Raw genomic sequence first — 18,393 nt, 5'->3', positions numbered from 1 at the left:
TCGCCGTTGGGCGTCCCCGTTCGGTCCGGGGGCGCCCTTCGCCGTCTACCTTGACCTTTCCCGTGGGGGAAGCCCCAGCATCGGTGGGGCCGGGCGAAGTGCCCGGTGCGAGGAGGAAAGCATGGGTTTGCTGACGATCGGTGCGTTCGCCCGCGCGTCCCGGCTGTCCGCCAAGGCGCTGCGCCGCTATGACGAGCTGGGGCTTCTGCCTCCGGCCCGCGTCGACTCGTTCACCGGCTACCGGTACTACGACGAGACGCAGCTGGAGCGGGCCCGGCTCGTGGCGTGGCTGCGGCGGATCGGGATGCCGCTGGCCCGTATCCGGTACATCTGCGATCTGTGCGTGACGGACACGGCCGCGGCCGCCCGGGACATCCGGGCGTACTGGTCGCAGGTGGAGGCGGAGACCTCCGCCCGGCGTGACCTGGCCGTCTTCCTCGTCGACCAGCTGTCAGGGAAGGACACCGACACCATGTCTCAGCTCACTGCGCCCCTTGGGTTCCGCTACGCCGCACGGTCGGACCGCGGCCTCGTCCGGGAGACCAACCAGGACGCCGCGTACGCCGGTTCCCGGCTGTTTGCCGTCGCCGACGGCTTCGGGGGTGAGGGCGCGCCCGCGAGCACCGCGGCGATCGATGCGCTCAGGCCCCTGGAGGCGGAGGGGTCCGGGTCCGCCCGCGTGGGGGATCTGCTCAACGCCCTTGAGGACGCCGTCCATCGGGCCAACGTCGCGGTCAACGGCTTCGCCGACTCCGGTACGACGCTGACCGCGATGGTGTGGACCGGCTCGCAGCTGGCCCTGGTCCATATCGGGGACACCCGCGCCTATCTGCTGCGCGAAAGGGACTTCTTCCAGATCACCCATGACCACACGGTCGTGCAGTCGATGATCGACGAGGGCAGCCTCACCCCGGAGGAGGCGGCGTCCCACCCCCAGCGGGCGATGCTGCTGCGCGCCCTCGACGGGAGCGACGGGCTCGCCCGCCCCGACCTGAAGCTGCACGAGGCGCGGGCGGGCGACCGCTATCTCCTGTGCTCCGACGGTCTGTTCACGGCGGTGCCGCAGGAGGACGTACGCCGGGCCGTCGCCGCCCTCGCCGACCCGGACGAGGCCGTACGCGAACTGGTCGCGCTCGCCCATCGCGCGGGCGGCCCCGACAACATCGCGTGCGTCGTCGCGGACGTGGTGGCGCTCTGACGGCTCCCGAGCTCCCGAGCTCCCGAGCTCCCGGTCGACCGGCAGCTCGGGAGCTCGGGGCGGGGCACGACAGGCCCTAGGCGATGCTGGCCGTGGGCACCTGCGCTCCTGTCCTGACACCCCGGCCGGCGACCCCGGTCATCAGCCCGGCGAGCTCACCGCCCGCGCGCTCGATCCGCTGCGGCATCGTGTCGGTGAGCGCGTCGCCCGTCCCGCCCCAGTCCTCCGACGCCGCGTACACCGCCGTCGGCACGACCAGCGCCCGCAGATGGGCGAAGAGCGGACGCAGTGCGTGATCGAGCACAAGCGAGTGCCGTGCTGTCCCGCCGGTCGCCGCGATCAGCACCGGCTTCCCGGTGAGCGCGTCGGGCTCGATCAGGTCGAAGAACGACTTGAACAGACCGCTGTACGAGGCCGCGAAGACCGGCGTCACCGCGATCAGGCCGTCCGCCTCCGTCACCGCCTCGATGGCCTCGCCCAGCGCCGGCGCCGGGAATCCGGTCACCAGGTTGTTGGCGATCGGCACGGCCAGTTCGCGCAGCTCGACGACGCGCACCTGCACGTCCGCGTCCTGCTCGCCGAGCCGGCTGCGTACGGACTCGGTCAGCCGGTCGGCCAGCAGCCGGGTCGACGACGGCACGCTCAGCCCGGCCGACACGGCCACCAGCTTCAACGTCGTCATGACTCATGCCTCCTTCGTGGCTACGGCGGGGTGCAACGGGGCGGTCTCCGGCACACCCTGCGGCCGCAGGTTCGCGAACTCCTTGCGCAGCACCGGTACGACCTCCTCGCCGAGGATGTCGAGCTGCTCAAGGACGGTCTTCAGCGGCAGTCCCGCGTGGTCCATCAGGAACAACTGACGCTGGTAGTCGCCGACGGCCTCACGGAAGCCGAGGGTCCGCTCGATGACTTCCTGCGGGGAGCCGACGGTCAGCGGCGTCTGCTCGGTGAAGTCCTCAAGCGACGGCCCGTGTCCGTAGACCGGCGCGTTGTCGAAGTAGGGCCGGAACTCCCGTACCGCGTCCTGAGAGTTCCTGCGCATGAAGACCTGCCCGCCGAGACCGACGATGGCCTGCTCGGGGGTGCCGTGGCCATAGTGCGCGTAGCGCTTGCGGTAGAGCTCGACCATCTTCCTGGTGTGCTCCATCGGCCAGAAGATGTTGTTGTGGAAGAAGCCGTCGCCGTAGAACGCGGCCTGCTCGGCGATCTCCGGGGAGCGGATGGAGCCGTGCCAGACGAACGGCGGGACACCGTCCAGCGGGCGCGGCGTCGCGGTGAAACTCTGCAGCGGCGTACGGAACTTGCCCTTCCAGTCCACGACGTCCTCGCGCCACAGCTGGTGGAGCAGCGCGTAGTTCTCCATGGCGAGCGGGATGCCGTGCCGGATGTCCTGCCCGAACCACGGATAGACGGGCCCGGTGTTGCCGCGCCCCATCATCAGGTCGACCCGGCCGTCGGCCAGGTGCTGGAGCATCGCGTAGTCCTCGGCGATCTTCACCGGGTCATTGGTGGTGATCAGCGTCGTGGAGGTGGACAGGATCAGGTTCTCGGTGCGTGCGGCGATGTGCCCGAGCAGGGTGGTGGGCGAGGAGGGCACGAAGGGCGGGTTGTGGTGCTCACCGGTCGCGAAGACGTCGAGCCCGACCTCCTCGGCCTTCAGCGCGATGGCGACCATCGCCTTGATCCGCTCGTGCTCGGTCGGGGTACGGCCGGTGGTCGGATCGGTGGTCACATCACCGACGGTGAAGATCCCGAACTGCATCGTGGCTCGCCTCCAAGGTCCCAGTTGGTTGAATCTTAAACCGCTACCTGGAACGGGAGGGACCGGGCTTCTATTCCGCCGCCCGTACTCTGGAGCGAGGGAACGATGACGCGATGAGGCGATGACGCCGTTACGTGCTGAGCGAGGAGCGACGGGTGAGCGAGAGCGAGAGCTGGAAGGAGCGGGGGGTCGCGCTGCGGGTCTTCGTCTACATCTTCGCGACGCATTTGTTCGCCGGGTTCGTGTACCTGCTGTTTTACGTGGGGGAGCACGCGCAGAAGTAGGGGCGCGGGCCCCCACCCCAGACCCGCGATGATTCTCAGCTCGGGCCCGCAGCCGTTGCGAACAGCTGGCGAAAGGCGTCCGCCGAGGACGTGCCCGAGCGGCCGAACGGGGCGTCGAAGTCCCAGACCAGGAACAGCAGGAACGCGATCAGCGCGCTGAAGAGGCCCGCCAGCAGCAGTTCCCTCGGAGTGCGGCCGATCTGGAGCGTGAAGATCAGGCCGATCGTCACCAGCGCCCCGGTGATCAGGCCGAACCACACCACACCCGGCAGCGTCTCCCCGGCGTTCTCGGCGCGGGCGTTTCTCGCGTCGTCCGCGATCGCGATCTGGTCGAGCAGCGGCTGGTACGCCTGCGCCTCCAGCTCGCCCGCGGGCGGCCTCGACGCGATGTCCATGCGGACCGCGGCGAGCAACTCCCCACCCCGGTCGGGCAGTTCGTTGTGGTTGACCATCTTCGGCCACTCCTGCTGAACGACATGGGAGACGTACCGGTCGATGTCCGTACGCAGCTTCTCCCGGACGTCGGCCGGGTATACCTGGGCCCGCTGGGTCACCTCGTGCAGGGCCTGCGCCTCGCGCCGTACATCGTCCTGCGCGGCGCTCCGCGCCTCCCACACGCCCGCGATCGCCAGACCGAGCACGATCGCGTACACGACGCCGACCATCATCGTCATGTATTCGAGGACGTCGGGAGTCTCGCTGCCGTCCTCCTCCGTCGCTCCGGCCCTGCTCAGCCGGTGCTGCCTGAGCAGCACGATGACGAGGACGACGGCACAGGCGACGGCCATCGCGAGGACCAGGACCAGCCATTCCGACATGACAGTTCTCCGTGGTTCGGGAGCAGGTGATTCAGGAGCGGCCGCGCCCGGAGGCGGCGGACCGTGAGCGGGGGCGCAGGATCGCGGCCGCCAGGACCGCCGGGATGGTCGTCACCAGCATCAGGACCGTCATCGGGGTCCCGGCGGCGGTCGGTCTGCTGATCGCCCGGCGGTAGTTGCGTACGGCGTGGACGCGCGGCCGCGGCGCGGGCCTCGCCTCGGGGGCCGGAGCGGGAGCCGCCGCGGGTGCCGTGGGCGGGGCGGGCTCCGGGGCCTCCCGCGCGGGAGGTGCAGCCTCGGGCTCGGGAGGCGGCTTGACAGGCGCAGGCACAGGGGGCGCCGGAGTGCCGGGCGGTGCCGGATCCGGCGGCACAGGCACAGGCTGCGCGGGCGTCGGATCCGGTGTCGGCGACGGTGTCGGCGACGGCGCGGGTGTCGGTGCAGGTGTCGGCGTGCAGCTCTCGCCGTGAACCCACGCGTGAACCCGCTCGTGGACCGGCTCCGTCCCATCGGCCGCATACGCGACCCCGCCGATCCCCTGCGAGCCGACAATCGCCACGATGCCCAGTGCGCCGCTCAACCGCTTCCATCCCGCCACAGCGGCACGTTATGGGCGCTGCGCAGGTCCGGACGACCAACATCACCCGTACGGCTTATCAGCACACTTGTCGGACTGTCGGGACGGAGTAGCGCAGATCACGCCGGGGCTCTTTTGCACCTTGTTGCATAATCATGGTGGCGCCGCTAAAAAGGGACTGTCGACCCCTGCGCGAGGAGGCGCCCCCGATGAGCCGGACCCCGAGCACGAGCCCGTATCCGCATTTGCTGAGCCCTCTCGACCTCGGGTTCACCACCCTGCCCAACCGGGTGCTCATGGGCTCCATGCACGTCGGCCTCGAAGAGGCCGAGCGCGGCTTCGAGCGGATGGCCGCCTTCTACGCGGCCCGGGCCCGCGGCGGCGTCGGCCTCATCGTCACCGGCGGCATCGCGCCCAACGACCGCGGCCGACCGTACGAGGGCGGCGCCAAGCTCACCACCGAGGCCGAGGCGCAGCAGCACCGGACCGTCACCGACGCCGTGCACGCGGAGGGCGGCAGGATCGCGATGCAGATCCTGCACTTCGGCCGGTACGCGTACCACGCGGACCTCGTCGCGCCGAGCGCGATCCAGGCCCCCATCAGCCCGTTCGTCCCCCGCGCCCTGACCGACGCCGAGGTCGATGAGACCATCGAGGACTACGTACGGGCGGCCCGGCTCGCGCAGTCCGCCGGGTACGACGGCGTCGAGATCATGGGCTCCGAGGGTTACTTCATCAATGAGTTCATCGCCAGTGCGACCAACCACCGCACCGACCGCTGGGGCGGCTCGTACGAGAACCGGATCCGGCTCCCCCTGGAGATCGTCCGCCGCACCCGTGAGCGCGTCGGCCCCGACTTCATCCTCATCTACCGCCTCTCCATGCTCGATCTCGTCCCCGGCGGCTCCTCGCTCGAAGAAGTGATCACGCTCGCCAAGGAGATCGAGGCGGCCGGAGCGACGATCATCAACACCGGGATCGGCTGGCACGAGGCGCGTATCCCCACGATCGCGACCTCGGTGCCGCGCGGCGCGTACACCTGGGTCACGAAGAAGCTCATGGGATCCGTCTCCGTCCCACTGGTGACCAGCAACCGCATCAACACCCCCGAAGTCGCCGAGCAGTTGCTCGCCGAGGGGCGCGCGGACATGGTGTCGCTGGCCCGTCCCTTCCTCGCCGACCCCGAGTTCGTCGCCAAGGCGCAGGCGGACCGCGCGGAGACCATCAACACCTGCATCGGCTGCAACCAGGCCTGCCTGGACCACACCTTCAGCGGGAAGATCACTTCCTGCCTGGTCAACCCGCGCGCCTGCCACGAGACCGAGCTGGTTCTCTCCCCGACCCGGCTGCGCAAGCGCGTCGCCGTGATCGGCGCGGGTCCCGCCGGGCTCGCCTGCGCGGTCTCGGCGGCCGAGCGCGGACACGAGGTCACGCTCTTCGACGCGGCGGACGAGATCGGCGGCCAGCTGAACGTCGCCAAGCGGATCCCGGGCAAGGAGGAGTTCAACGAGACGCTGCGCTACTTCCGTACGCAGCTCGAACTGCAAGGAGTCGAGGTCCGCCTCGGCGTCCGCGCGACGGCCGACGACCTCGCGGCGGCCGCGTACGACGAGATCGTGGTCGCCACCGGGGTCACCCCCAGGACCCCCGAGATCGAGGGCGTCGACCACCCGAGCGTCGTCAGCTACCTCGACGTCCTGCGCGACGGAGCGCACGTCGGCGAGCGGGTCGCTGTCATCGGCGCGGGCGGTATCGGCTTCGACGTCGCGGAGTTCCTGACCGACGGCGGCGAGGGTGCGAGCCTGGACGCCGGGACGTACTTCCGGCAGTGGGGCGTCGACACCGACTACAGCGCGCCGGGCGGGCTGACCGCACCCGAGCGCGCGAAGCCGCCGCGGTCCGTCCACCTCCTCCAGCGCAAGACCAGCAAGGTCGGCGCGGGTCTGGGCAAGACGACGGGCTGGATCCACCGTACGGAGCTCAAGCACCGCGGGGTGACGATGACGGCCGGGGCGACCTACGAGCGGATCGACGACGAGGGCCTGCACGTCAGCGTCGACGGCACGACCACCGTGCTGCCCGTCGACACCGTCGTGCTGTGCGCAGGACAGGATCCGCAGCGCGGGCTGTACGAGGAGCTGAGCGCCGCGGGCCGGTCCGTGCATCTGATCGGCGGCGCGGACGTGGCGGCAGAGCTGGACGCGAAGCGGGCGATCGACCAGGGAACACGGCTGGCGGCGGCGCTGTAGTGGCCCTCCCTAGGTCGTGTCTTCAAAGTCCCGTCTGCCCGGCGATCGGGCGGACGACGCTACTTTGAAGACACTCCCTAGGATCGGGCCATGTCCCTCCCGCACGCGATCCTCACGGCCCTGCTCGAAAAGCCGTCGTCGGGCCTTGAGCTGACCCGCCGCTTCGACAGGTCGATCGGCTACTTCTGGTCGGCCACGCACCAGCAGATCTACCGTGAGCTGGGGAAACTGGAGCAGGCGGGCCAGATCCGGGCCCTGCCGTCCGCGCAGCCGACCCGTGGGCAGAAGAAGGAGTACGAAGTCCTGCCCGCGGGCCGCGAGGAGCTGACCGCGTGGGTCGCCAGGTCCGAGGACCCCAAGCCGGTCAGGGACCCGCTGCTGCTGCGGCTGCGGGCTGCGGGCGTGGTCGGCAGCGCGGGTCTTGAGGCCGAACTGGAGCGCCATCTCGCCCTGCACCGGCGGCAGTTGGCGCAGTACACGGCGATCGAGGCACGCGACTTCCCGCCGGAGCGCCAGTCGACTGAGCAGGACAGGCTGCGGCACATGGTGCTGCGGGGCGGGATCGAGCTGGAGACGTTCTGGACGAAGTGGCTGACGGAGGCGCTGGCGGGCTTCCGTATGCGCGAGGCCTGAGCGCGCGCACACGGCTCATACAGCTCACAGGGCTCATACGGACGGACCATCCCGGCATGCGGCAGCTGAAGACCCGTGAGACTGTCGCCGGGTGATCGATTCCTTGTTCGCCGTGTTCTCCGCGGCAGCTCTGGCTCTGATTGTGACCTCTGCCCGCGGCCTCTGCCGCGCCGGCAACAACGACCCGTCCGCCGAGGCGCGCTCGGTGACGCTCGCCCTGTACGGCTGCGGTGTCGCCGTACTGACATTGGCCCTGTTCATCGCGGTGACCTAGGGCCTGTCGTTCGGATCTTGCCGGGCTCGATCGACCGGACAGGCCCTAGCACAACTGCCGTCATTGTCAGTGCCGACCGGCACGATTGGAGGCGTGACGGAAACGACCGCTTCGATCAGCGACTACTGGAACGCCGCCGCGCCCGTATTCGACGACGAGCCGGACCACGGACTGCGCGCCGACGAGACGCGCACGGCATGGGCCCGGCGCCTGCGTTCGTGGGTTCCGTCCGGCCCGGCGGACGGGCTCGAGGCGCTCGATGTCCTCGACGTCGGCTGCGGCACCGGTTCCCTGTCCCTGCTGCTCGCCGAGTCCGGCCACCGTGTCACCGGCGTCGACCTGGCGCCCCGCATGATCGACCAGGCCCGCGCGAAGCTTGCCGCGGCCGGCTTCGCGGCCCGTTTTCTGGTCGGCGACGCGGCGCTGCCGCCGACGGGCGACGAGCGCTACGACGTCCTCCTCTCCCGCCACCTGCTGTGGACCCTGCCCGACCCCGAGGCGGCCCTGCGCGAATGGGTCACCCGCCTGCGCCCGGGTGGTCTGCTGGTCCTGATCGAGGGCCGCTGGCGCGAGGCGGGCCAGACGGGCGTGCCGTATGTGGCCGGGGCCGAAGCCCTGCCGTGGCACGGCGGCATCGGTGCGGAGGCACTGGCGGCCGCGGTGCGGCCGCTCGCAGGCACGGTGCGCATCGAACCGCTCAGCGACGAGCCGGAGTTGTGGGGACGCCCGGTGACGGACGAGCGGTACGCGCTCATAGCCCAGGTCTGACACCGGGGTTAGAGGTGCCCGGGTCCGGGACGGGCCGGGTCGCGCCGGTGGCGAGTGTGTCCCTGATCCGGCGGGCGAGCGCGTACGTCGACCCTGCTGGTTCGGTGGCGAGCGGGCCGTGGTCGCGCAGCCAGCCGTCCTCCAGCGCGAACCAGTCGACGACCTTCGGCTCGCGGTCGGCTGCGAGGGCCGCGGAGAGCTCGTCGAAGTACATCTTCCAGCGCAGTCGGTAGAGCCCGCCGACCAGCCCGGCCCACTCACGGTTCGCGTAGTCGCGCAGCCCTCCGTCGTCCGCGCCGGACCGGGGACCCCACACCGTGAGCAGAGACAGGGCGTCGTACTCCAGTTGTTCGCGCTCGGCCGCGTCCGCGCCCCACGCTCTCGCGTCCGCGGCCCAACGCCCCAGCAGATGACGCCTGTCGGTGGCCAGCAGCCGCTCCAGCAGGTCCATCCGCTCCAGCCACACCCGGGCGAGCGCGTCGAACCGGTCCCGGTCCCGGGCCTCGTACGCCGCCTTGATCCGGGGGAGCAGCGCCCGGCTTTTGTTGGACAGGCACTGGCGCGCGACGTCCAGCAGGTCGTTGGCGTAGGCGGAACTGCCGCGCAGCGCCGGTGCGACGGCGAGCAGCGAGCCGAGCGCGTCCGCGAACACCGTGGCGTCGTAGCGGATGCGGTCCGGCGACCAGCTCGCGGCACTCGTCGCCGACAGGCTCGGGCGGGCGGCGAACAGCGAGTCCGCCGGCTCGCTCCAGGAGTCGGCGCGCGTCGTGCCGTACGCCGTGCGGCGCAGGATGTCCCAGGCTTCGGCCGCTTTGGGGTCCTCGCCTCCGTACCGCGAGACGGCGTACGCGGCGAACCACTCCTCCAGGTCGGGAGCGGTGTCGGTCCAGGCGAGCTCCGAGAAGAGCGCCAGCGCGGCCGGATTGTTGTCGGCTCCCTCGGGCATCAGCGCGATGCCCTTGAGCGCGCTGCCGTTCCTGGTCAGCCAGGAGTGGTAGAGGCGTGCCCAGTCAGGAGTGTTGGCGCCGATGCCGGTGTGGCCGCCGAAGTTCCAGATGGAGCCGAAGGCGTAGGGCGTGCCCAGGAAGTCGGACTCCCGGTCGGTGATGTCCGGGAAGCGGTCGCAGACCCCGTCCACGATCAGGACCTTGCTGCGGTCGGCGGCCTCCAGCAGGGCCTTCCTCGGGTTGCTCTGCCAGCCCAGGACGACCCAGACGGCGCCGGGGCGGGCGGTGAGCAGGGCCCCCTGCACGCCCCGGACGGCTTCCGCCACCGGGACGTCGCCCGGGTTTCCGCCCTCGTGCAGCAGATCCATCTTGTACATCGTCCCGTGCCCGAACAGCTCGGCGTGGATGCGGTAGTACGCGGCGGCGACCCGGCGGAAGTGCTCGCCGCGCGGATCGAGCCAGTCCGGCCGGGCGAAGCCGACCCAGTCGCCCTGCGGGACGGTGTGCGCGCCCGCGTTGCGCTCGGCGAAGCCCGGCGGCACGGTGCCGAAGTAGCCGGGGAAGACCGGCGTCATGCCGAGCTCCCGCAGCCGCCCGACGATCTTCCGCGCGAGCGCGACGCGCCGGTCCAGCAGCTGCGGGGAGACCGGACCGCCGAAGGACGACATGTTCTGCAGCAGCCACCAGGGCTGGTGCGCGGGTCCGGGTATCCAGGCGCGGAGCTCCGCGTCCGTGTAGCCGAACTCCTGGAACAGCCGGTGGTACACGGCATCCGCGCCCAGGTACACGAGTATTTCGTTGTAGCCGTGCAGCGCGAGCACGTCGATCTCGCGCTCCCAGTAGTCCCAGCCGTTGTACGCGCCGGAGTAGCCGTCGTTGGTGTCGTTGAACGCGAACCGGTGCGGCACATTGGCGGTGCTGCCGAGCGGCTCCGGTACGGCGGGCAGCTTCCTCGGCAGGCTGCCGAGCTGCTGTCCCGCCCAGCTGATGCCGGCGTGGGCGACCTGCCTGAGATACCGGTTCAGCCCGGTCAGCCGCACGGCCGGCCCGGTGCCTTCGACTCGGATCCGCCCGGCGGATCCGGACACCCGGAAGGCGTCGGCCCCGCCGGCCGCGGCCGGTAGCGCGGCGAAAGTGATCTGCCCGAAGTGGTCGGGCAGCAGCCGGCGGGCGGCCCGGGCGTCGGGGCCAAGGCGGGCTGCAGCGGCGGGAGTTGCGGCAGCGGGAGTTGTGGCGGCAGCCGTGAGGGCAGCGACGGCGGTGACGAAGGTGCGACGGTCCATGCGGATCGACTCCATGAGGATCGGCGGATCGACGGATGCCTTGCTGTCGACGGAACGTTCAGCCGTCCGTACTCGACCACGACTGAGCGGATCTGGCGAGAGGTAGTCTGACGCCGTGCCCCGAGTGGTGGAACTGACGTCCTATCCCATCAAGGGATGCGCAGGCATTCCGCTGACAGAAGCCCTGATGACCCGGGCGGGTCTCGCCCATGACCGCAGCTTCATGGTGGTCGGCGAGAACGGGGTGTTCCGCAGCCAGCGGCGGGATCCACGACTGGCGGTCATCCGTCCCGAGATCACGGCCGACGGCGGGCAACTCACGTTCCACGCACCGGACGTTGACGCCATCCGTATCGACGTCGATCGCACGTCGGCGAGAGTCGGCGTCGAGCTGTTCGGTACGGCGTACGAGGGCATCGACCAGGGCGGGCCGGTCGCCGACTGGCTCTCGGACGTACTGGGTACGCCGAGCAGGCTCGTCCGCGTTCCGCCCGAACACGCCCGCGTGACGGACGGGTTGACGCCCGGAACCTCCGGTTATGCCGACAGCAGCCCGGTGCACATCCTGTCGGTCTCCTCCCTCGAGGCGCTGAACCGGCGGATCGCGGAGTCGGGCGCGAGTCCGCTGCCGATGACCCGATTCCGGCCGAACATCGTCGTCGACGGCTGGGACGAGCCGCATGGGGAGGACCGGGCCCGCCGTATCGGCATCGGCAATGCCGAGCTGGGTTACGCGAAGCTCGCGATCCGCTGTGCGGTCACTCTGGTCGACCAGAGCAGCGGTGGGAAGGCGGGCCCGGAGCCCCTGCGGACGCTCGCGCGCTATCGGCGGGCTGCGGAGGGCGGTGTGGCGTTCGGCTCGAAGTTCTCGGTCGTACGGACGGGCAAGCTGGCGGTCGGCGACGCCGTGATCGTCAGCGCGTGGGACGGCTGAGGCGGGGCTGCCGCGACTCGTCATCCCGCCACGCTCTGCGCCGCCAAGTGCGAGGTGAACCAGTCCCGGGCGAGTTCGGCGACCTGGTCCAGGGCGCCCGGCTCCTCGAAGAGATGCGTGGCACCCGGGACGATCTCCAGTCGGTTCTCGCAGTGCAGTTGCCTCTGGGCCTGCCGGTTGAGGTCGAGGACCAGGGAGTCGTGGCCGCCGACGATGAGGAGCGTGGGTGCGCGTACGTCGCCGAGGGACGGACCGGCCAGGTCGGGACGCCCGCCGCGGGAGACCACGGCCCCGATGTCCATGTCTGAGGTCGCGGCCGCACGCAGCGCCGCCGCGGCTCCGGTGCTCGCCCCGAAGTAACCGATCGCAAGGGACCCGCGGCCCCGCAGCCAGCGCGTCGCGTCCGCCAGCCGCCGGGCCAGGGTCTCGATGTCGAAGACGTTCGCCCGGTCGGCTTCCTCGGCCGAGGTGAGCAGATCGAAGAGCAGAGTGCCCAGGCCCGCCCGGTTCAGGGCGGTGGCGACGAAGCGGTTGCGGGGGCTGTGGCGGCTGCTGCCGGAGCCGTGAGCGAACATGACGACCGCCCCGGCGCCTTCCGGCAGGGTGAGATTCCCGGCGAGCCGGACCCCTCCCGCGTCCACGTCCACCTCGCGCACGGGAGCGGCCGCAGACGCGTGCGCAGACGCTCGCGCGAGCAGCGAGGCGACCTCCTCGTCCGGAGTCTGCGAGAAGTCCACGTACCACTCGCCGACGGCGCGGAAGGCGCGCGGCGTGGACAGGCACACCACCTCGTCCGACTCGGCCCGCAGCCACTCGACGGCGTCCGGCGGCGCGACCGGCACGGCCAGCACCACGCGGCCCGCGCCCTGCGCACGTACGACCTGGCATGCCGCCGCGGCCGTGGCGCCGGTCGCGATCCCGTCGTCCACGATGATCACCGTCCGGCCTTCGAGCGGGACCCGCGGCCGCTCGGCCCGGAAGCGCTTCGCCTGCCGTGCGAGCTCCGCCTCCTCGGCACGCTCGACCGAAGCGAGCTCGTCCCGCCCGGCCCGGCTGAGACGGACGATGTTGTCGCTGATGACCCGCACCCCGCCCTCGCCGATGGCCCCGAAGCCGAGCTCCCGGTGGTACGGAACCCCGAGCTTGCGGACGACGATCACATCGAGCGGCGCCCCCAGCGCCCGCGCCACCTCGAAGGCCACCGGCACTCCGCCCCGCGGCAGGCCGAGAACGACGGGATCTTCCCCCTGTACGTGCCGTAGCGCTCCGGCCAGCTGTCGTCCTGCGTCGGTGCGGTCGGTGAAGAGCACGGTGGTTCACTTCCACCCATGTAGTGCCCCTTTTGTGGCTATTTTACAAGGCGGCGATACGGTCCCTCGTATGGAACGCATCGGAGCCGCCCTGATCGACATCGACGGCGTACTCACCGTGTCCTGGAAGCCACTGCCCGGCACCGTGGAGGCCATGGAACGCCTGCGCGCCGCCGGCCTCCCGCTGGCGCTGGTCACCAACAACACCTCACGCACCCGCGCCGCCATCGCCGTGAAACTGGCCTCGGCGGGCTTCCCGGTCGGCGTCGACGACATCCTCACGGCCCCCGCCGTCACCGCCGCCTATCTCCGCGACCGCTATCCGGGTGCCCGCTGCCTTTTCCTCAACAGCGGCGACGTCCGGGACGATCTCGACGGCGTGACCCTCGTCGCCGAGACGGACGAGACCACCCCCGACGTGGTCGTCTTCGGCGGTGCGGGCGACGAATTCACCTACGCCTCCCTCAACCGCGCCTTCCGTGAACTCCAGCGTGGCGTCCCGCTGATCGCCATGCACCGCAACCTCTACTGGCGCACCTCGGAAGGCCTCGACCTCGACACCGGCGCCTTCCTCCTCGGCCTGGAACGAGCCGCCCGCGTCGAGGCGGAGGTCACCGGCAAGCCCGCGGATGCGTTCTTCGCCACGGCCCTGGCACATCTCGGTGTCACGGCGTCCGAAGCCCTGATGGTGGGCGACGACATCGAGTCGGACGTCCTGGCGGCGCAGCGCAGCGGCATCACCGGCGTCCTGGTCAGGACCGGCAAGTACCTGCCGGAAACCCACGCCTCGGCGTCGGGCGCCCCGGACCATGTCCTCGACTCCTTCGCCGACCTGCCCGGGCTGCTGGAAGGGGCGGGCTGATGAAGCTCGCTCCCGACGACGCACGGCAGCGGTTCGCGGCGGCACCGGTCGCCCGGCTGGCGACCGTCGCGAGCTCCGGCGCACCCCATCTGGTGCCGTTCAACTTCGCCGTGGACGGCGACCTGGTGTGCTGCGCGATCGACCACAAGCCCAAGAGCACATGGGATCTCCGGCGGCTGCGCAATATCCGTGAGAACGATCAAGTGTCGGCGATCGTCGATCACTACGACGACGACTGGTCCCGGCTCTGGTGGGTGCGGGCCGACGGACATGCCGAGCTGGTCGGGAGTGCTGAGCGGCGGTCCCGCGTCATTGAGCTGCTGCAGGCCAAGTACGTGCAGTACCGCGAGCAGCCACCGCAGGGGCCGGTCGTGGTGATCACGGTGAGTCGCTGGTCCGGCTGGGCCGCCACCTGACGGCCGGGGACAATGCGGCGCTCAGAGCCAGCCGTTGCGGCGGAAGCTGCGGTGGAGGACGAAGCAGGCCACGGCCATGACGCCGACGATGAGCGGGTATCCGTATGTCCAGCGCAGCTCCGGCATGTGCTCGAAGTTCATGCCGTAGACGCCGCAGACCATCGTCGGTACGGCGACGATCGCCGCCCATGCCGTGATCTTGCGCATGTCCTCGTTCTGGGCGACGGTCACCTGCGCGAGGTGGGCCTGGAGGATCGAGTCGAGCAGGGCGTCGAACGATGCGATCTGCTCGGTGACGCGGGCCAGATGGTCGGCGACGTCACGGAAGTAGGGCTGTATGTCCGTGCCGATGGGCGGCAGCTGCTGGGTGGCCAGGGCATGCAGCGGGCGGTCCAGCGGGACCACCGCGCGCTTGAGTTCCAGCAGTTCGCGCTTGAGCTGGTAGATACGGCCCGCGTCGCCGCGGCCCGCATGTTCGCTGAAGACGGCGGTTTCGACGGCGTCGATGTCGTTCTGCACGGCGTCCGCCACGGTGAGGTAGTCGTCCACCACATGGTCGGCGATCGCGTGCAGTACGACGGCGGGGCCCTTGGCCAGCTGGTCGGGGCCGGCCTCCAGGGCCTCCCTCAGCGGGCCGAGTGAACCGTGCCTGCCGTGCCGGACCGTGATCACGAAGTCGGAACCGGTGAAGACCATGAGCTCGCCGGTGTCCACCACCTCGCTGGTCGCGGTGAGCTCTTCGTGCTCGACGTAGCGGCAGGTCTTGAAGACGGCGAAAAGCGTGTCCTCGTACCGCTCCACCTTGGGCCGCTGGTGTGCCTGCACCGCGTCCTCGACGGCCAGCGGGTGCAGGCCGAACAGATCGGCGATACCGGCGAACTCCGTCGCGGAAGGCTCATGCAGCCCGAGCCAGACGAAGCCCCTGCCCGTCTTGCGGACCCGGCGCAGGGCCTCGTCGACCGGGGAGGTGTCGGGCTGCCGTACGCCGTCCTCGTAGATCACGCAGTTGACGACCGTGCTGCCCAGCGGAGAGCGGGACGGGTGGCTCAGGTCCACCGTCCTGCGGTAGGCACGGCGCACCGCACGGCGGAGATTGCGGATCATCGGCACAGCGGGCTCCTTCGGACAGTCGTCCGCCAGTGTGCCATCGGCGGCCGGGCCGCAGGTCCCTGAGAGCTGGTCGGGGTGGACGGGCTGTCCCGTCCACCCCGACCGAGGCCGAGCCGGCACCATCAGCCGCAGCTCAGGGTGGGCGCCCCCCAGTCCGCGTGGTCGTAGGTGACGCCGTCGCCGCTGTCCGTGACGACCAGCCTGACCTCCAGGCCGCCGGTGAGATCCGCGGTCAGCTGCCTGGCCGCGTCGGCCCCGGTGACGCGGCCGCTGTCCGCGACCTTCGTGCCGTCCCGGTAGATCTGGAAGACGACGGAGCCGTTCGTACCGCCCGCCTCGTCGTCGACACCGATGCCGGTGGTGAGCGTCGAGCAGCTGCCGCCGATGTAGTACGTGATCGTGGAACTCGAGTGCGTGCCGAGGCCCTTGGCGTAGGTCGTGCCGCCAATGGTGAGGGTCCTGCCGTCGGCTGCGGCCTTCTCGCCGTTGCTGAGGTCGCGTTCCACCGGTCCCCAGCCGTTCGTGGCCGAGGTCCAGCTGAGGTTGCTGAGCGCGTGCGTACCGGAGGCGGGGCCGTTGCCGCAGACGAGCTTGGCGTCCGCCCAGTCGGCGTGGTCGTAGTTGATGCCGTCCCCGCCGTCGGTGACGACCAGCCTCAGTTTCGTACCGCCGGTGAGGTCGGCGCTCAGCCGCTTGGGCGGATCGCTTGCCGTCCGCAGCCCGCTGTCGACGACGAGGACGGTGTCACGGTAGATACGGAAGACGACGGAGCCGCCCGCCGTGGACTCGTCGTCCACGCCGACGTCGACGCTCAACGACCGGCAGGTGCCGCCCAGTTGGTAGGTGAGGTCGCTCGCCGCGTGTGTGCCGAGGCCCTTGGCGTAGGTCGTGCCGCCGATGGTGAGGGTCCTGCCGTCGGCCGCGGCCTGTTCGCCGTTGCTGCGGTCGCGCTCGACCGGTCCCCAGCCGTTGATCGCCGATGTCCACGGCAGATCGCCGAGCTGGTTGACCCCGGCCGGCGGGGGTACGGGGGCGCCCGGGGTCACCCGGTACATCACGGTGCCGTGGGCGGGCACCGACGCGCTGATGGCACCCGTGGTGGTGCTCGTCTGCTTGGACCAGAGGTCCTTCAGCGCATACGAGGAAGCGCCGCCGATCCCGACCGCCTCGACGGTCGTCGAGATCGTCTTCGCCGAGGTCGTCTCGTTCGTCAGCGTCACCGAACGGCTGCCGTCCGCCAGCGGTTTGGACATCACCACAAGACCACCGGAGCCGGACACGACCGTGCCCTGCTTGCCCAGGCTGTCCTGGTCGACGGCGATGACATCGGTGTTCTTCAGGATCGCGAGGGTCGCGGCTGAGGCGCTGCGCAGATCACTGCCGATGAGCAGCGGCGCGGCCATCTGCGCCCAGAGACTGAAGTGGGTGCGGTACTCAGTGTCGGTCATTCCGCCGTTGCCGACCTCGAGCATGTCCGGGTCGTTCCAGGCCCCGGGCTTGGCGTAGGGAGCCAGTCCCTGGTTCTGGTGCGCGATGCCGATCATGCTGGACCACGAGTCGCTGATGTCCCCGGTCGTACGCCATGAATTGCCGACGCCCGCCGCCCAGTTCCAGGGCTGGTTCTCGCCCCACTCGCAGATGCTGTAGAGGATGGGCCGCCCGGTGGCCCTGAGCGCGTCGCCCATCGCTTTGTAGCGCTGCTGGGCGTCGGCGCCGGTGTTGTTGCAGTTGTCGTACTTCAGGTAGTCCACGCCCCAGGAGGCCCACAGGTTGGCATCCTGCTGCTCGTGCCCGAGCCCACCGGGAAATCCCTGCACGTCACAGGTCTTGGTCCCGGCGCTGGAGTAGATCCCGAATTTGAGCCCCTTGGAGTGCACATAGTCGGCAACTGCCTTGATCCCATTGGGGAAGCGGACCGGGTCGGGGACGAGATTGCCCGAGGCGTTGCGGTTGGGCAGGGCCCAGCAGTCGTCGATGTTGACGTATGTGTATCCGGCGGCCTTGAGCCCCTGCGAGACGAAGGCGTCGGCGACACCCTTGACCATCGCCTCGTTGAACTCGGCCCGGCAGTGGGTGGAGTTCCAGTTGTTGAAGCCCATCTGGGGCGCCAGGGCGAGGCCGTTGTCGACGGCCGCGGCCGGGGGTGCGGCGGCGACCTGGGCGGTGACGGTGGCGAGCGTCGCGGCCGCGGCCCCGCTGGTGAGGAGTGCGAGCGCGGCGGCGACGGCGGCCAGGCGCTGTCTGAAGGTGGGTGTGGTGTGTCGTTCGGTGTGCATGTGCGGCTCCAGTGGGGGGTCAATGGCGCACAAACAAACGGGGGCGAACGAAAGTCACCACATCTCAGCGTCGAGCCAGGAACATGTCAAGAGATTGCGCGCCACGTCCCGCGGGGCTCACGCCGCCGGCGTCACGCCTCGCGGGCGCGCGCAGGCACCTGGCAGGGCTCGTCCGGTATCTCGACCGGTGGCTGCTGCGCCGGACGTGATGTGTATGGGCGCCTCGGCCTAGCCGCGGCCCAGGATGTGGCCCATCGCGGCCAGTACGGACGGCTCGACGCGGTAGTAGACCCAGGTGCCGCGGCGTTCCGAGCTGAGCAGGCCTGCGTCCTTGAGCTTCTTCAGGTGGTGGCTGACGGTCGGCTGGGAGACGCCGACGTCGGAGATGTCGCAGACGCAGGCCTCGCCGCCGTCGTGCGAGGCGACCGCCGAGAAGAGCCGCAGCCGGACGGGGTCGCCCAGGGCTTTGAACATGGCGGCGGTGCGTACCGCCTCCTCCGCCGTGAGGGGGCGTTCGGTCAGCGGCGGGCAGCAGGGCACGGCATCGGGCTCCAGCAGGGGCAGCACCTTCGCATTCGACATGCATCTATGTTGACACATGTCGAACCAATGTGAGCGAGCCGGATCGGCCGGTTCCGCCGGGTCCTGAGGCTGCTGCTGAACTTATGCCGGAAGTATGTGTGAAAGGAGCA

18 protein-coding genes are annotated in these 18,393 nt (G+C 70.3%); 10 read left to right on the top strand and 8 right to left on the bottom strand.

All coding sequences use genetic code 11. The features are described 5' to 3' along the window. The first annotated feature begins 121 nt into the window (after positions 1-121). Positions 122-1,198, top strand: coding sequence for a MerR family transcriptional regulator (locus ABZS64_RS04515; protein WP_355823004.1), 1,077 nt, complete (start codon positions 122-124; stop codon positions 1,196-1,198). A 76-nt stretch (positions 1,199-1,274) separates the two neighbouring features. Here ABZS64_RS04515 and ABZS64_RS04510 read toward each other — a convergent pair whose 3' ends face one another. Continuing rightward, positions 1,275-1,880, bottom strand: coding sequence for an FMN reductase (locus ABZS64_RS04510; protein WP_355823002.1), 606 nt, complete (start codon positions 1,878-1,880; stop codon positions 1,275-1,277). Positions 1,881-1,883: 3 nt separating this feature from the next. Further along, positions 1,884-2,960 carry an LLM class flavin-dependent oxidoreductase gene (locus ABZS64_RS04505; protein WP_355823000.1) on the bottom strand — a complete coding sequence of 359 codons (1,077 nt, stop codon included), beginning with the start codon at positions 2,958-2,960 and terminating at the stop codon, positions 1,884-1,886. A gap of 155 nt (positions 2,961-3,115) precedes the next feature. On the opposite strand from ABZS64_RS04505, the gene ABZS64_RS04500 reads away from it, so the two are divergent. Beyond that, positions 3,116-3,244, top strand: coding sequence for a DUF6126 family protein (locus tag ABZS64_RS04500; RefSeq protein WP_222123134.1), 129 nt, complete (start codon positions 3,116-3,118; stop codon positions 3,242-3,244). A gap of 35 nt (positions 3,245-3,279) precedes the next feature. Here ABZS64_RS04500 and ABZS64_RS04495 read toward each other — a convergent pair whose 3' ends face one another. Next, complete coding sequence (locus ABZS64_RS04495; protein ID WP_355822997.1) at positions 3,280-4,062, bottom strand: hypothetical protein; 783 nt, start codon at positions 4,060-4,062, stop codon at positions 3,280-3,282. Positions 4,063-4,088: 26 nt separating this feature from the next. Between ABZS64_RS04495 and ABZS64_RS04490 the strand changes: the two genes are divergently transcribed. The 5 genes from ABZS64_RS04490 to ABZS64_RS04470 all read left to right on the top strand — a co-directional run bounded on the left by ABZS64_RS04490 (position 4,089) and on the right by ABZS64_RS04470 (position 8,563). Continuing rightward, positions 4,089-4,238, top strand: coding sequence for a hypothetical protein (locus ABZS64_RS04490; RefSeq protein WP_355822995.1), 150 nt, complete (start codon positions 4,089-4,091; stop codon positions 4,236-4,238). A 610-nt stretch (positions 4,239-4,848) separates the two neighbouring features. After that, positions 4,849-6,888, top strand: a complete 2,040-nt coding sequence (locus ABZS64_RS04485; RefSeq protein ID WP_355822993.1) for an NADPH-dependent 2,4-dienoyl-CoA reductase — start codon at positions 4,849-4,851, stop codon at positions 6,886-6,888. Positions 6,889-6,978: 90 nt separating this feature from the next. After that, complete coding sequence (locus ABZS64_RS04480; RefSeq protein ID WP_355822991.1) at positions 6,979-7,521, top strand: PadR family transcriptional regulator; 543 nt, start codon at positions 6,979-6,981, stop codon at positions 7,519-7,521. 91 nt (positions 7,522-7,612) lie between these two features. After that, on the top strand, positions 7,613-7,795 hold the full coding sequence (locus ABZS64_RS04475; RefSeq protein WP_355822989.1) for a hypothetical protein: 183 nt from the start codon (positions 7,613-7,615) through the stop codon (positions 7,793-7,795). Positions 7,796-7,888: 93 nt separating this feature from the next. After that, positions 7,889-8,563 (top strand): class I SAM-dependent methyltransferase, encoded by a 675-nt coding sequence (locus ABZS64_RS04470; RefSeq protein ID WP_355822987.1) that lies wholly within the window; start codon positions 7,889-7,891, stop codon positions 8,561-8,563. Here the strand turns inward: ABZS64_RS04470 and ABZS64_RS04465 are convergent. After that, entirely contained in the window at positions 8,547-10,793 is a 2,247-nt protein-coding gene (locus ABZS64_RS04465) for an alpha-N-acetylglucosaminidase (RefSeq protein WP_355822985.1), read from the bottom strand. The two genes, ABZS64_RS04470 and ABZS64_RS04465, sit on opposite strands and share 17 nt — an antisense overlap. Positions 10,794-10,908: 115 nt before the next feature. Between ABZS64_RS04465 and ABZS64_RS04460 the strand changes: the two genes are divergently transcribed. Continuing rightward, positions 10,909-11,727 (top strand): MOSC N-terminal beta barrel domain-containing protein, encoded by an 819-nt coding sequence (locus ABZS64_RS04460; RefSeq protein WP_355822983.1) that lies wholly within the window; start codon positions 10,909-10,911, stop codon positions 11,725-11,727. 20 nt (positions 11,728-11,747) lie between these two features. Here ABZS64_RS04460 and ABZS64_RS04455 read toward each other — a convergent pair whose 3' ends face one another. After that, positions 11,748-13,037: a phosphoribosyltransferase family protein gene (locus ABZS64_RS04455; RefSeq protein ID WP_355822981.1), complete on the bottom strand. Its 1,290-nt coding sequence runs from the start codon at positions 13,035-13,037 to the stop codon at positions 11,748-11,750. A 70-nt stretch (positions 13,038-13,107) separates the two neighbouring features. Between ABZS64_RS04455 and ABZS64_RS04450 the strand changes: the two genes are divergently transcribed. Next, on the top strand, positions 13,108-13,899 hold the full coding sequence (locus tag ABZS64_RS04450; RefSeq protein ID WP_355822979.1) for an HAD-IIA family hydrolase: 792 nt from the start codon (positions 13,108-13,110) through the stop codon (positions 13,897-13,899). Beyond that, the gene (locus tag ABZS64_RS04445) at positions 13,899-14,315 is read left to right on the top strand and encodes a TIGR03668 family PPOX class F420-dependent oxidoreductase (protein WP_355822977.1); all 417 of its coding nucleotides are present in this window, start codon (positions 13,899-13,901) and stop codon (positions 14,313-14,315) included. The genes ABZS64_RS04450 and ABZS64_RS04445 overlap by 1 nt, the downstream gene beginning before the upstream one ends. Positions 14,316-14,336: 21 nt before the next feature. Here the strand turns inward: ABZS64_RS04445 and corA are convergent, their stop codons facing one another. The 3 genes from corA to ABZS64_RS04430 all read right to left on the bottom strand — a co-directional run bounded on the left by corA (position 14,337) and on the right by ABZS64_RS04430 (position 18,283). Beyond that, positions 14,337-15,419, bottom strand: a complete 1,083-nt coding sequence (gene corA, locus ABZS64_RS04440) for a magnesium/cobalt transporter CorA (RefSeq protein ID WP_355822975.1) — start codon at positions 15,417-15,419, stop codon at positions 14,337-14,339. Between the two features lie 128 nt (positions 15,420-15,547). After that, entirely contained in the window at positions 15,548-17,701 is a 2,154-nt protein-coding gene (locus ABZS64_RS04435) for an NPCBM/NEW2 domain-containing protein (RefSeq protein WP_355822973.1), read from the bottom strand. A 228-nt stretch (positions 17,702-17,929) separates the two neighbouring features. Beyond that, positions 17,930-18,283, bottom strand: coding sequence for a metalloregulator ArsR/SmtB family transcription factor (locus tag ABZS64_RS04430; protein WP_355822971.1), 354 nt, complete (start codon positions 18,281-18,283; stop codon positions 17,930-17,932). Positions 18,284-18,393 lie beyond the last annotated feature (110 nt).

The organism is Streptomyces sp. NPDC005408 (assembly GCF_040606445.1).
In the GTDB taxonomy this organism is placed as follows: Bacteria; Actinomycetota; Actinomycetes; order Streptomycetales; family Streptomycetaceae; genus Streptomyces.
Note: the sequence above shows the minus strand (reverse complement) of the source record. Positions and strands in the feature narration are given on the sequence as shown.